This window comes from Bacillus salipaludis, assembly GCF_030938565.1.
Classification (GTDB): domain Bacteria; phylum Bacillota; class Bacilli; order Bacillales; family Cytobacillaceae; genus Neobacillus; species Neobacillus salipaludis_A.
The window spans coordinates 3,411,544-3,424,996 of the sequence record NZ_JAVGVR010000001.1 but is presented as its reverse complement, the minus strand read 5'-3'; the positions used below and the strand labels follow the sequence as shown (position 1 = coordinate 3,424,996).

The 13,453-nt window shown below is 37.1% G+C and carries 12 protein-coding genes and 2 pseudogenes; 4 read left to right on the top strand and 10 right to left on the bottom strand.

The annotated features are described in order from the left end of the window. Window positions 1-134: 134 nt before the first annotated feature. From RCG21_RS17085 to RCG21_RS17075, 3 genes and pseudogenes are all read right to left on the bottom strand, one after another. A pseudogene (locus tag RCG21_RS17085) lies at window positions 135-449 on the bottom strand (zinc-binding dehydrogenase); the annotation flags it as partial. Between the two features lie 838 nt (window positions 450-1,287). After that, window positions 1,288-2,649: a DJ-1/PfpI family protein gene (locus tag RCG21_RS17080; protein ID WP_308913441.1), complete on the bottom strand. Its 1,362-nt coding sequence runs from the start codon at window positions 2,647-2,649 to the stop codon at window positions 1,288-1,290. 319 nt (window positions 2,650-2,968) lie between these two features. Beyond that, complete coding sequence (locus RCG21_RS17075; RefSeq protein ID WP_308913440.1) at window positions 2,969-3,370, bottom strand: MarR family winged helix-turn-helix transcriptional regulator; 402 nt, start codon at window positions 3,368-3,370, stop codon at window positions 2,969-2,971. A 1,101-nt stretch (window positions 3,371-4,471) separates the two neighbouring features. On the opposite strand from RCG21_RS17075, the gene RCG21_RS17070 reads away from it, so the two are divergent. Further along, the gene (locus tag RCG21_RS17070; protein ID WP_133340537.1) at window positions 4,472-4,951 is read left to right on the top strand and encodes a YczE/YyaS/YitT family protein; all 480 of its coding nucleotides are present in this window, start codon (window positions 4,472-4,474) and stop codon (window positions 4,949-4,951) included. Between the two features lie 366 nt (window positions 4,952-5,317). Further along, window positions 5,318-6,540, top strand: a pseudogene (locus RCG21_RS17065) (IS110 family RNA-guided transposase). A 198-nt stretch (window positions 6,541-6,738) separates the two neighbouring features. On the opposite strand, the gene RCG21_RS17060 reads toward RCG21_RS17065, so the two are convergent. The 5 genes from RCG21_RS17060 to RCG21_RS17040 all read right to left on the bottom strand — a co-directional run bounded on the left by RCG21_RS17060 (window position 6,739) and on the right by RCG21_RS17040 (window position 10,754). Then, window positions 6,739-7,110 (bottom strand): group II intron maturase-specific domain-containing protein, encoded by a 372-nt coding sequence (locus RCG21_RS17060; RefSeq protein WP_308914268.1) that lies wholly within the window; start codon window positions 7,108-7,110, stop codon window positions 6,739-6,741. A gap of 5 nt (window positions 7,111-7,115) precedes the next feature. Continuing rightward, on the bottom strand, window positions 7,116-8,030 hold the full coding sequence (gene ltrA, locus RCG21_RS17055) for a group II intron reverse transcriptase/maturase (protein WP_308913412.1): 915 nt from the start codon (window positions 8,028-8,030) through the stop codon (window positions 7,116-7,118). 625 nt (window positions 8,031-8,655) lie between these two features. Next, the gene (locus tag RCG21_RS17050) at window positions 8,656-9,555 is read right to left on the bottom strand and encodes a DMT family transporter (RefSeq protein WP_308913439.1); all 900 of its coding nucleotides are present in this window, start codon (window positions 9,553-9,555) and stop codon (window positions 8,656-8,658) included. Between the two features lie 91 nt (window positions 9,556-9,646). Further along, window positions 9,647-9,913 (bottom strand): PucR family transcriptional regulator, encoded by a 267-nt coding sequence (locus RCG21_RS17045; protein WP_308913438.1) that lies wholly within the window; start codon window positions 9,911-9,913, stop codon window positions 9,647-9,649. A gap of 328 nt (window positions 9,914-10,241) precedes the next feature. After that, the gene (locus RCG21_RS17040; protein ID WP_133340487.1) at window positions 10,242-10,754 is read right to left on the bottom strand and encodes an arsinothricin resistance N-acetyltransferase ArsN1 family A; all 513 of its coding nucleotides are present in this window, start codon (window positions 10,752-10,754) and stop codon (window positions 10,242-10,244) included. Between the two features lie 117 nt (window positions 10,755-10,871). Here RCG21_RS17040 and RCG21_RS17035 point away from each other — a divergent pair, with 117 nt between their 5' ends. Together RCG21_RS17035 and RCG21_RS17030 are read left to right on the top strand one after the other, a co-directional pair. Continuing rightward, a complete protein-coding gene (locus RCG21_RS17035; protein ID WP_133340485.1) occupies window positions 10,872-11,318 on the top strand; it encodes a MarR family winged helix-turn-helix transcriptional regulator in 447 nt (148 codons plus the stop codon). A 150-nt stretch (window positions 11,319-11,468) separates the two neighbouring features. After that, window positions 11,469-11,954 carry an ArsI/CadI family heavy metal resistance metalloenzyme gene (locus RCG21_RS17030; protein ID WP_308913437.1) on the top strand — a complete coding sequence of 162 codons (486 nt, stop codon included), beginning with the start codon at window positions 11,469-11,471 and terminating at the stop codon, window positions 11,952-11,954. A 409-nt stretch (window positions 11,955-12,363) separates the two neighbouring features. Here RCG21_RS17030 and arsC read toward each other — a convergent pair whose 3' ends face one another. Beyond that, window positions 12,364-12,783 (bottom strand): arsenate reductase (thioredoxin), encoded by a 420-nt coding sequence (gene arsC, locus RCG21_RS17025; RefSeq protein WP_308913436.1) that lies wholly within the window; start codon window positions 12,781-12,783, stop codon window positions 12,364-12,366. A gap of 13 nt (window positions 12,784-12,796) precedes the next feature. Continuing rightward, window positions 12,797-13,438, bottom strand: coding sequence for an MIP/aquaporin family protein (locus RCG21_RS17020; RefSeq protein WP_133340479.1), 642 nt, complete (start codon window positions 13,436-13,438; stop codon window positions 12,797-12,799). Between the last annotated feature and the right edge of the window lie 15 nt (window positions 13,439-13,453).

Below are 13,453 nucleotides of genomic sequence, written 5' to 3'. Positions count from 1 at the left end.
ATACGAGCCTTTTTTGCTTACATAACCAATACAATCTGTTCGAAAGCCATTATTATTTCAAAAAATCGGGGTCAGTCCCCCACTGATGTAACGCTTTACTCCACTGGGGGACTGACCCTCGAGTAACTGAAAAACTATCTGATTTTTAAATTGATTTTCCCTTTAGCCCTTCCCGCCTCCAAATATTCCATCGCCTTTTGAGCCTCGTTAAAAGGAAAAACTCTATCAATTACAGGTTTGATTTTACCTGACTCTATAAGCTCCGCAATAATTCGTAATTGATCTCCACTTGGCTTCATAAACAAAAACGTATATTGAACATTATGCTTTTTTTCAAGCTCAGTAATTTTATGACTTGCTGCTGAAAACAACAACGTTTTTAAAAAACCGGAACCATATTCTTTACCAAAACGAGCATTCGGTAAACCCGAAACGGAAACAATCTTTCCTGGCTACGTGCCTTCCACTCCAGTAAACAGGGTTAAAAAATCACAATTTTCTATAAAACAGCCTTAACATTAAAATAAGCAACGCGATTGCGTTGCTTTATTGGACTTTTGAGCCCATTAGTTGAAGAGGGGGGAATAAATTATTAAAAGAACTCCTAATAAAATAAGATCAAAAAAATAATGAATCCATTACTAAAATCTAAAACGATACCTAAAATCATCCCTTTGTAATGATGGCAAGTTTCTTTTTATTTGTTATGATTCCTAATCCAAGTATAAGTGCGAAAAATAGCAGCAGCCAAGAAATATAAGCAGGCAAGGATGTGATCATCATTGCAATCCAAGCAAAAAATAAGGATGCAGGGCTTAAGACTTTAAGTATTCGATAAATGATTTTGCTAACTTCTGCTTTATATAATGGAGTGGCTTCTAATAAAAAATAAACGGGTTACAAAACGTTCCAAATGCTAAAGGAATCACCATATATAGTGCAAATTCAATATTCATAGTAAATTCTAATAGCAAGACCAAACCTATCGAAAATGCTTGCATAATATAATCCAAATGTGCCGCTTTAAGTGTTTCTCGGATTCGTAAAAAAATCGTTAAGTTGACTATTTTTAAAGTAAAATACCGCTCCAAGTGGCAAAGATAATATAAGGCCAGCCATAAAAATAAATATTGCCCAATTCAAAAGAAAAGAACTCATAAGATAACCCTCCAAGTATTTATGCGTAAAAAGATTTTGGAAAACTTTGAGATTAAAAATAGTTTCTACAAAAACCAATGTACCCACTATAAGATATATAAAAAGTGGTGATTTCAATTGATTAAAATGCTAATGATTGACGCCCTTTCTACTTTTCTCTTTTCGAATGAAACGTCTATCAATAAAGTATGCCGTAAGTATTGCAGCTAAACTGATTAAAACTGGTATCCCGAAAGATTCATAGGAAAACGGACTGCCTTGGAATTTTAGATTTTTATCACGGTATTCTATTCGCTTAGCACCATATTTAGCAGTTAGAACGTCCTCTTGCTTCGCTAAATCTTCGAGTGTAGCATCAAACATAAATCTACCTGAGTAGCCGCTATGAATAAATTCTGGTGTCACTTTGTTACCGTTCCAATCCTTGACTTCTTCTGCAGCTAAAGACTTCACTTCTTCCCCTGGAACAAACATTCGATCTAGCTTCGGCACATTCAACATGTGATATCGGCTAACTAGGTTAAGGTGATACTTCGTAACGATAGGCTGCTTGGCATTTGAGAAGGTGTAGATTTTTGTGGTTCCAGAATTTGCATACGTATCAAAAATGGTGGTAAGTGCCCCCTCATCCATCCCATTATACAACCATACCCCTGCGGTTTTTTTGTGCCATTGGAATGCTGTGTTGAGCGTATAAATCAATTCACTTCCATCCATATAATAAGGATCCACCTTTGGATTTTTCACAAAATGATAAGAAGGGTAATTGATTTTTTTGGCTATTTTTTCCGCCATCGGTTCGCCTAATTGCTTTGAAATCACATAGAGGACGGCATCGATTCCGGAAGTAATTGCTGCTGAAGAAACAATGTTCCCGTCTATGACATAACGCAAATCTCTTCTCCACTTTGTATCAGGATATTTATTAACTTCTTGATAATCAAAACTTTTCCAGTCAGTTGTTGCTTCTTTCCCTTTTAATAGACCTGTATCCGCCAGATTCACCCCTCCAGCGCAAATGCTTAACAATTCTGTATCGGAATGTTTTCGAATCCATTCCCGGACAGGTTTATACTTTATTTCGTCAGCCATAGGCATGGCGGGAATTACAATAAGATCTGGACTTTTTCCTAATAATCGATCCAGTTCATCAAAAGAATAGTGCGGAATCAGATCCAATCCCCCAGAGAGTGTTTTCATATTTTTGTCCGGAGCAACAGCATACACGTTATAAGATTCAGTCATCGCAAACATTTCATAAGGAACCATAAAATCAAACACTTCGGTGGTCGAATTGGATAAAATCACAGCTACTGTTGGTTTTTGGGGATTATATTCCGGCACACTCACGCGTTGTAAAGCAGGGATTGGTGTTTGGCGAGTAGGATTCCAATATGCCTTATTGGTGCGAATATATCCATACACCCCAATTCCTCCAAAAAATATAACGAATGTCATTGCATAGACAACTACACGTAATAATAACTTCATTTTGATTCTCCTCTGGTTACTATTTTTTTATTTTTTCACTAAGAAAAACTACCCGATCTATATAAACACCTGCCTTTGCAAGACAATATGATTCAAATTTTCCAGAAACATCGCCAGATTAGATCAAATTTATTGCTGTTGATTTTATTACCAAGATCCTTCATTTAATTGCTTAATTACAATTATTGTATATATACAAATATAAAACATTTTTATCCTTTGTCAATACTCAATTGTTGTATTTATACAAATAATTTATATAAAAACGGCTGCCTGAAAATTAAACTTCAGTTTAATATCCAGGCAGCCGTTCTATATTTTAATGCTTAACGTTTGTCTTCTTGATAATCTCCAACAAAATAGACACACTTTCATCTACTTGCTTTCGCTTGTTTTCTGGAACTTGTTTTAAAATGTCCGCAAACAACTGATGATGTTTCTCATGAGCATTCGCTACTGTTTCCAAGCCTTTTTCGGTAAGTTTGATAAGTACTTCCCTTCTATTGTCCAGGTTGTGGTGCCTTTCCACCAGGCCGGATTTCACGAGTGGATCCAGTGTCCTTGTCAACGTGGAAGGATCCACACCAAGTATACCAGCCAAATCTCCGTGACGGTACGTATTGGAACCTATTTCCATTAAAAGATGCAATTGTTTTGGGGTCAGGCCTTCAACAAAAGACTTATCACCACCGAGTACACCCGACATTTTAATTATAGACAATAAGAATTCTCCAAATATTTCCTGACTCATTTTTTATCACCTGTTTATTGTATTCTATAACTGGTATAACAAAACTTTTGTATTTTTGCAATAGTTGTAACTTCCTGCAGATATAAGAAAACTTGGTTTATAGTTGTAAATTCTTAAAAGACCGCCTGTAGTGATTCCATCTTCAACTCTTTCAACTGTTACTTTAAATACATTCTTTCACAAAGTAGCTATTAGATGTTATTTGAATGCGTAGTATATTTGTGCAGTAAATTTTTGGAATCCTTTACCATTAGCGTACGTATATTATGATTTAAACTAACGATGGGAGTTGAAAGAAATGGACCTCCTTTTATGGATGACCATCTTGTCTGGTACCTTTATCGCTATCTTTGCCGATAAAAAAAATGCAAAAAGAATAAATGTTAAACTTTTTCATATTTGACCGATTTAATGGTGGGTTTAGGAACTGAACCGTATGTTATACATTAATTTTCTTAAGCCGCACATCTTGTTCCCCTATTTCCACAATTAGGGTTTTAGGGAGTTTTTTGTTGTACAGGTTGGTCAATCGTCTATTGATTATCGACTTCCAAAAGTTTTTTCCTCTTTGGTTTATTTACTTTTCTTCCCATTGTTAAGATCCATCCATCATTAAACTCCTTATAACACTTAATACGTCTACTACCTAGTAAGAAAATGACTACTTTCTTATTCCACATTACCTCCCTTTAGCTTAGTAACTTCAACACAAAAAGGCGTTAATCCATCTTGGATCAACGCACCCGTTACTATAAGTACAATGGTTCATAAACTGCTTGTTAAGCAAAAAAATGGGCAATTCATTGTTAAAGTACAGTATACATTCGTAAAAAATATATTTATTAAGTGTTATTATTAGCTGAATTACTCAGGAACTCGCAAAATAAAGGGATTGCCGACATCTGAGGAACATTTACTTAAATGATACTCCACTCCATTTTCACTATTTTTACTTTCTAAATTAGAACAAGTAGCATTTTTTATTCCATCCCCTCCATAACTATCTTGTGAATCATCGTATGTGTATTTAATTTTCTTACCATTATAATCTAAATTATAGAAAAACTGATCGTGTTGGCCACAAAAATTATCGAAAGGAAAAGGTTCCAATATGGTTCAATGCTTGCTATCCGTAGTATTTTTTTAGATATCTGGATGTATCTCCTATTTGATCATCTGAAAATCGCATCTTCCTGGGAAATCCGGTGGCTGTTCTTTCTGCTTGGAACGCTGGGAATTGGAGTCGGCGTCGGAATCTATATTGAAGCAAAATTTCCTAAATCTCCAGTCGATGGGCTTATGTTAGCTTTACAGCATCGCTTTCATTGGAGTTTAAATGTTTCCCGAATTGTTGAGGAACTCATTGGCACCTTAATAGGTTTTTTCCTTGGCGGGCCAATTGGTTTAGGAACGCTTATCATCTCCTTGTGTTCAGGAAAAATTATTCAATTTGTTAATAATAAAATGAAAAAGATGCTAAATCACGAAAAGATAAATCCCTTAGTAAAGTCGAATTCTGACCCAAATTCCCAAATAAGTGCCGAGCCATGACAAGCACCTTTTCCCTTCTTTTTTTCATAATATCCAATACATTTCTAAACAATATGGCCCGATTGTTGAACACAAGTGAAACAACACTCTTCAACTGCCCCTTTAGCCATACATGAATCGCTAAAAACCAGCTCTTCACCACAGAGAATGAAAATGTTTTTAAACCGTCAATACTGATTCTACGGCTGGGAGAGGAAGGTCGCTGTACTATGGTGCGTTAGAGCCCATCCTTTAGTCTGACTCCACCGACCACGGTGCACCACTGACTGTCGCTCCCTTACGGGAAGCACACATGGTAGATTAATCCTATTCTGGTTGATGCACCAGCCTCCAATATTATTGTGAGCCGTAGAAAGGATGTTTTCAATGGATGTAGTCATTGAAAGAGCATGCGGAATGGATGTCCATAAGGACAATATTACTGCCTGTATTTTGACACCTGAAGGAAAGGAGATTCAAACGTTTTCTACTAAAACTGTATTTCTACTACAGTTGGTTGACTGGATTAAACTACATAATTGTACCCATGTTGCCATGGAGAGCACGAGTGTTTATTGGAAACCTATTGTGAATTTACTAGAAGCTGAGGATATTGAGTTTTTAGTGGTGAATGCTCAACATATGAAGGCAGTCCCCGGACGTAAAACAGATGTTAAGGATGCAGAATGGATTGCCAAACTTCTTCGTCATAGACTTTTAAAAGCTAGTTACATTCCAGATCGTAATCAACGGGAACTACGTGAACTCGTTCGTTATCGTCGGAGCATCATTGAGGAACGTGCAAGACAAATCAATCGAATCCAAAAGGTATTAGAAGGAGCGAACATTAAATTGGGTTCAGTTGTTTCAGACGTTTTGGGTGTTTCCGCTCGAGATATGCTTGATGCTATTGCCAAAGGAGAAGAGGATCCTGAAAAACTAGCAAACTTTGCACGTCGCTCAATGAAAAAGAAGAAAGATGAACTGGAACTCGCACTTAAAGGTTATATTCAATCCCATCAACGTCTAATGTTAAAAACGATTTTAAGACATATTGACTTTTTGACTGAAGAGATTGAGATGCTCGATCAAGAAGTAGCGAAAAGAGTACGTACCAACCAAGAAGATGTGGAACGATTAGATTCTATTCCTGTATAGCCACCAGGATGGCTGAGCAAATTTTAGCTGAAATCGGAACTGATATTAAGAAACAATTCCCAAGTGCAGCACATATGTGTTCCTGGGCAGGTTTGGTTCCTGGACAGAACGAAAGTGCTGGGAAAAGGAAATCAGCTAAAACCAAAAAAGGAAATAAGTATTTGAGATCCGCATTAACTGAAGCAGCTCATTCAGTAAAAGGTTCGAAGAACTATCTCGGAGCACTGTATCGACGAACAGCATCACGAAAAGGCAAAAAGCGAGCCGGAATAGTGGTCGCCCATGCCATGTTACGTATCTCTTATTATCTCTTAACACGAAAAGAAATGTATGTAGACTTAGGCGAAGACTACTTTGATAAACAAAGACAGCAATCCATTGTTCGGCATTCACTACGAAGACTTGAAAGTTTAGGATACACAGTTACTTTACAAGAACCAGAAGCATCTTAATCTATTCAACTCGATTCCAAGGATCAATGAATTAGGCGCTCTCCCCTTTTTTAAAAATGAATGAGCTGCGTCTTCTTTAGTATTGCCTTTTTTCCAGAATTACAGAAGTTTATTTTCATGGTAGTACAATAGAGTAGGAGGGGAAATTTAATCCCCGACCTCTCACACCACCGTACGTACGGTTCCGTATACGGCGGTTCAATCTTTTAAGTATCGTAACTCATAAAGTTGGGATATATCTTTTAATCCCCATTTTGTGAGTTTTTCTTTTGTTATCGCTTGATGCAGAATCTCACTTTTAGATATCCGCCAGTATCCCTTACGGGAGTTTGCTAATTTCATGGCATCATCATGATTAATTCCATATTTACGAAGCATCCTGTACTTTGTCCTTAGCTTTTTCCATCTCTTCCAGATGAGTTGTCTGAGTCGGTGATTTAACCATTTTTGAGTTTTTACAATGAATTTCTTCATTCGGGATATCCCGTAGTAGTTAATCCACCCTATGGTTAATTGGTTTATTTTCGTTACGATTTCTTTGAACTCACCCGGGCATTTTCGACCGGTTATTTTCCTTAGTTTATTTTTAAATCGTTGTTTTGCCGACTCACTTGGTCGGCAACCGACTTTCCCATGAGGTTATGTATATTGAACCCAAGGAATGTAGCCGAAGTTGCACCACACACTGTACTTTTCTTTTGGTTTATAACTAGTCCGAGGTCTTTCTCGATGTAGCTTGCAACGCTGTCCATTACCCTTTCGCCTGCACGTTTACTTTTGACATAGATGACGAAGTCATCCGCATATCTAATAAAACGGTGCCCTCTCTTTTCTAGTTCTCTATCCAGATTGTTCAAATAGACATTTGCTAGAATCGGGGATAACGGACCACCTTGCGGTGCTCCCTCTGTGGTTTCGATATAAATATCTTTGTCAAGAATGCCTGAACGAAGAAATTTCCAAATCAGTTTAAGGACAATTTTATCCGAAATGAACTCCTCTAAATAAGCTCTAACTCTTTGGTGATGAATTGTGTCAAAATAACTTTTCAAGTCACAGTCCACCACTACTCTGTATCCTTCTTGATAATACCGTTCGGCAAGTTTGATTGCCTGGTGGGCATTCTTGCCTTTACGAAAACCAAAGCTATTCTCAGAGAAGTATGGATCTATGATTGGTTCAATTACTTGGAGAATGGCTTGTTGTACCACTCTATCCAATACACATGGTATTCCTAGATATCTTTTGGAACCGTCCGGTTTTGGAATCGCAACCCTTTTGACAGGTTGGGGCTGGTAAGTTCCCTCCATAAGTTTCTGTTTAAGAGGTTGTAAGTATTTTTCCATATGTGATTTCAATTGATATACGGTAATCCCATCAACCCCGGGGGCTCCTTTGTTACTTTTCACTTTTTCATAAGCGTTCCAAAGATTCTCGTTTGCGATAACTTTATTGATTAAATTGATACCATCTTGTTCTTTCATACCCATGTTGGCATCCCTACGCACTCCTATGTAACCTTCGGTTTCCAACCTATTTCTTCATAGGTAGCCATCTTTTGGTCTATACCGCGATGTTTTCTGCGATTAGGCGGGGTGCCTACACCTCCTTGTTTTCCAAGATTTAAGATTGTTCAGTCCTTCATTTCCACTGGAAACTACTATGACCTCTGCTGACTTCTCACGATAAATCTTTTTTCAACCGAGCGAGTTCGCTCGTTCGTGAGACCTCCCCGGGTAAGAGCGATAACCTTCTTCTCATGTAACTGCTATATTTACTGTATGGGGTTCGGGCAGTATTGGACTTTATCTTGCTATGCAGATTCGTCCTCCCCAATTCAGCCTTGTATATAGTTTCTGTTCGTCAGTTCGAGAATTTGCCTCCAGCTTCCTTCAGATTCCACCTCACGGTGGACACCCTTGCTATTGGCTAACAGTTCCTACTGCCAAGCCTGTAGTGGACTTTCACCACCAAGTTATCGCCCATGCCGGGCGCACATAAGAAAATGGAATCGCCGCAGCAATCCCACTGTTCAACTCAGCACCCTTTCGTTTAAGTACAATGTTTCACAATGTGCTCAGGTAAGAATTAAATGAAGGGTTACTTACGAGACGCTTAATATAATTTATTGCTCTCATGGACGTTTTTTAGAGATTGTTTTTTATTGAAAGATGGCTTCAGCTCAGCAATAAAGATTGCGATCACAATTAATACCGCTCCCATAACCATACGACTGGCCAATACTTCGTGTAAAAATAAAACGGAAAACAACATCCCAAAAAAAGATTCTGTTGATAAAATAATGGCTGCTTTTGTAACGGAGGTTAATTGATGTGCTTTATTTTGAAAAAGATAGGCAATCGTCGTTGAAAAGACTGCTAAATACAAAATCGAATAAACTCCTTCACTTTCCAAAGATGTGGGTATATCTCCTTTAATTAGGACAGCAACTACACTTAATAGAGAAGCCGTTATGAATTGTACAAGGGTCAGTGATATAGGATCTTCTTTTTTCACAAATCGATTTGTATAAAAAATATCGAAAGCAAAAGCTACTGCACACGCAAGCGATAATACATCACCTATATTTACGGTGATAGAACTTTGAATGGATAACAAGCCAATCCCTACAATGGCAATGACTGAGCCGACTATTTCATACCGATCAATTCGTCGCTTATACAGCAAGTAAGCAATGATAGGTACAATCACAACATTGACCGCAGTTAAAAATGCATTCTTAGAAGGTGTCGTATATTGCAAACCGACTGTTTGTAAAACGAAGCCCAGAAATAAAAACATGCCAAGTATGGCACCTTTCCACACAAGGGATTTGTTGAGTGTTTTGAGTTTGAATCCAAATAGAATTATAAGTAAAAATGTAGCTAAAATAAACCTTCCTGCCATTACCTGATATGGGGTTAAATATTGCAATGCTATATCGGTTACAACAAATCCGCTTCCCCAAATAATCGCTGTAACCAACAGCATTCCATCACCTATATTTTGTTTCATCTCTTCTCCTCCTTGACTAAAACCAAGAATACCACAAGAGAAAAAACAATAATTTGATATTGATTCTAAAATTTCAAGCTTATTTTTGTAATCATTCCAAAAGAGTTCCTTCGATTGTTTTATGTAGTAAGTACAATTTTACTGCAGCGGATAGATTTTCATAAAAAACAAACTCGTTATCAAAAGGCTCTATTAATTGACGTATTTTCGTCATGCGATAACGGATGGTATTGGGATGACAATAATGTGCCTCCGCTATTTCTTTCACATTGCCTTGCTTTAGCACAAATGTAATTGCGGTCTGTAGTAAATCCTTATCTGTTTTTTCAGAAAGAAGTGGTCCCAAGTATTCTTTCAAATAGCGGCTTGTGAATTGTGCATCCTTTCTATAGAGCTCTAATTGGAAGGTTTATTATTTACCTGCCCCTTTAGTGGAACAAGCAAAAAGATGCTGCCGCCGCAACACCTTGTTTAACTCTAGCACCCGTTAGTTTAAGTGTAATTTTTCACAATCTCGTTAGGGATACGAAAAGATGACTGCTCAACAATCACTAGTTTATTAATTTACTGTAATAGCTGATTTAATTTCATTCATATATTTAGGTGTAAATCGTCGGTTAAACTACTTTCAAGGTAGATTAACAACATCCTTATTTTAAATCAAACAGTTTTTAAGAAATTACTTATTATATTGAGGACATTTCAAAAACCTTTTCCATTATCATTACATCTACAAGGCGACCATTTAATTTTCCCTGATTCTTAAATACTCCAACTTCTCTGAACCCATTCTTCCTATATAGCCCTTGCCCAAGTTGATTAAAAGGAAATGTAAATAAAACAATCTTATTAAAGTTATTTTTTATTGCAGTCTGTTCAATTTTCTTGAGTAACAACGAGCCAATCCCTTTTCCTCGATATTCCCGTTTGATATATATCGATAAATCGGCTACTCCTGCATAGGCACATCGATTCGAATAGGGATTTAATGATGCCCATCCAATTATTTCATTATTTTTTTCAACAACAATTACAGCGAAACGGTCATTATGATTCTTGAACCATTCATTCATATATTCAATATCTTTTTTATCTTCTTCCAATGTTGCAATCTTATCTTCAATCCCTTGGTTATAGATGTATAAAATTGATGCTAAGTCGTTAACAGAAGCCAGTCTTGTTTTTAATTCTGTTTTCATATTTACCCCCTGGTTTTATTCGCCTTATAACCATTATATAAAAACTTTTCCATTTTTAAAGAATAAAGGTTGCAAATTGCAAATAATTATAATATAAATAAATCAGAGGTGAAAATTATGGAAGACCTTAGAGAATTATTTCAAGTTATGACAAGGCGATTCGGGCTTTTGAATAAAAATTGCTGTCAAGTTGGAGGAACTGAAATATCTCTAGTTCAAAGCCATATCCTATATGAACTACTTCGTAAAAATAAACCATCGATTCAACAGGTTGCTGATTCTCTTGGGATGGATATAACCACCTTTAGTAGGCAAATACAAACATTAGTAAAGATGGAACTGGTATTGAAATCTCCTCTTCCTGAAGATAGACGGGTTTCACAACTAAGCTTAACTACCCAAGGAAAGTATGTTGCTGCTAAAATCGATGCAGAAATGAACCAATATCTTAACGAAGTGTTTTCAAATATGAGTGAGTTTGAACGAGATATGGTTATTAAATCAGTAAAACTTTTAAACGATGCAATGTCAAAATCATCCGTTTGTTGCAAACCATTATTATGAGCAGGAATAAACTCTTGCTCATTTTATTAAAACCAATACTTGCAAATTACAAATAATTTCAAAGGAGGTGAACTATCATGTAGTCCCAGCTATTTCATCAAATTTTGCGTTTTATAAATCAAAATAAATTGATATTAGGGGGAAACTGAAATGAAATACGCTCATGTTGGTCTCAACGTAACAAATCTAGAAAAATCCATTGAGTTTTATAGCAAATTATTTGGAGCTGAACCAGTTAAAGTAAAGCCTGATTATGCAAAGTTCCTTCTTGAAACACCAGGATTAAACTTTACACTTAATCTTCGAGACGAAGTAAAAGGAAATCAAGTTGGACATTTTGGTTTTCAAGTTGAAAGTACAGACGAAGTTATTGCACACAAGAATCGACTTGAAGAGAACGGTATTCTCTCTCAATATGACGAAATAAACACAACATGTTGTTACGCTCTCCAAGATAAATTCTGGATTCATGACCCTGATGGTAATGAGTGGGAGTTCTTCTATACAAAAGCAGATGTTGCTGCTAGCAGTGAAAATGCTTCTTCTTGTTGTGTCCCAGAGAAGCCTAAAACAAAAGAGGTCGAGTGCTGTTCCACGACAACCCAAAACGCAAATATTAACAGCTGTTGTTCTTAAATAGTTAGTATCTATAAAAAAGGGTCTCAGATAATTAGACCCTTTTTACAATCATTATAAAGCAACCTAATATCAAGGTTTTTCTAGCAGCATCTTCCTGTATTGCCTATCATCGAGATACCTTGTCCATTTCCTCTACGGTCAAGAATAAGGTCTTCCGTGTTTGGTTCAATAATCGGTTCGATTGCTACCTTTATATCATTTATCGTGACGATAATATCGTCTACTTCTGGCTCAGCCAGAGCCAGTCCAATCCTTGGCTGTCCTCAGCCAAAGCCGTCAAAAAAGATTCGAATGTTATTGGCGTTCTGTTCTTCGAACATTTTTTTAAATTTATCACGAGCTTCGTCGGTGATTCTCATGTTCATTTCCTCCTGTTGTTAACAAATTTCCTTGCTGATGATGAATATTATTCTCCAGTTTCAGTGAAATGTTTAATACGATCTCCAATTTCATCACGGACACGCTGGAAGAATGCCCATTTTTCTTCTTCGGTACCTTCTGCTTTTGCAGGGTCATCAAATCCCCAGTGAACTCTTTTTACATGAGGAGGGGATACTGGACAGTGATCTGCTGCATGCCCACATAATGTAACCACTAAATCCGCATTGTTTAGAATTTCAGGGTCGATCACATCAGAGGTTTGACTAGAAATATCAATTCCTGCTTCTTTCATTGCTTTTACGGCATTTGGGTTCAATCCGTGTGCTTCTAGACCAGCACTTCTTATATCCCATTCATCACCTAAATGCTTTTTTGCCCATCCTTCTGCCATTTGGCTTCTGCATGAGTTGCCTGTACAAAGAAAATAGATTGTTTTTTTATTCATGATGGATTCTCCTTTATTGTTCGTGTAGTTGTTTATAAATGAATGCCGCGATACTTGCTCCTAAAATCGTTGCGACAATATATACCCATAAATGTTGAGTTGCCCCTGATACAATTGCAGGACCAATCGATCTTGCAGGGTTCATAGATGCACCGCAAATCGGACCCGCAAACATGGCTTCTAACCCGACTGTTGCGCCAATAGCAATCCCAGCGAATGATTTGACCGCTTTCCCGTGAACGGCAGAACCGAAAATAACCATCATCAAGAAAAATGTAAGGATAAATTCCAATATAAATGACTGTCCCCATGAACCCCTTGGTAAAGTGGTGCCGAGTGATGCGACATTACCAAATAAACCTAACAGCGTAGCGCTCGCAGCAATCCCTGCAATGATTTGAACGATAATATAATTAATTGCTTCCCTTTTATTTATATCCCCATGAATTAAAAATCCAATCGTAACCGCTGGATTAAAGTGTGCCCCTGACAGGTGACCAAACGCAAAAATTAATGCCATTACGACAAGTCCGAATGTAAGGGCTACACCTACATGGGTTAAACTCTTGGTAATGTCATCGATTACAACGGCGCCCGTTCCAGCAAAAACCAAAAAATAGGTTCCTAAAAATTCGCTGATTAACTTTTTTTTCATTCTGTTCTGATCCCC

What these genes read in the sequence shown, in the direction of transcription:
- arsC (WP_308913436.1), bottom strand. Translation starts at nt 12,783, where the DNA reads ATGAATAAAAAAACAATCTATTTTCTTTGTACAGGCAACTCATGCAGA.
- RCG21_RS17050 (WP_308913439.1), bottom strand. Translation starts at nt 9,555, where the DNA reads ATGAAACAAAATATAGGTGATGGAATGCTGTTGGTTACAGCGATTATT.
- RCG21_RS17080 (WP_308913441.1), bottom strand. Translation starts at nt 2,649, where the DNA reads ATGAAGTTATTATTACGTGTAGTTGTCTATGCAATGACATTCGTTATA.
- RCG21_RS17020 (WP_133340479.1), bottom strand. Translation starts at nt 13,438, where the DNA reads ATGAAAAAAAAGTTAATCAGCGAATTTTTAGGAACCTATTTTTTGGTT.
- RCG21_RS17035 (WP_133340485.1), top strand. Translation starts at nt 10,872, where the DNA reads ATGGAAGACCTTAGAGAATTATTTCAAGTTATGACAAGGCGATTCGGG.
- RCG21_RS17030 (WP_308913437.1), top strand. Translation starts at nt 11,469, where the DNA reads ATGAAATACGCTCATGTTGGTCTCAACGTAACAAATCTAGAAAAATCC.
- RCG21_RS17040 (WP_133340487.1), bottom strand. Translation starts at nt 10,754, where the DNA reads ATGAAAACAGAATTAAAAACAAGACTGGCTTCTGTTAACGACTTAGCA.
- ltrA (WP_308913412.1), bottom strand. Translation starts at nt 8,030, where the DNA reads ATGGGTATGAAAGAACAAGATGGTATCAATTTAATCAATAAAGTTATC.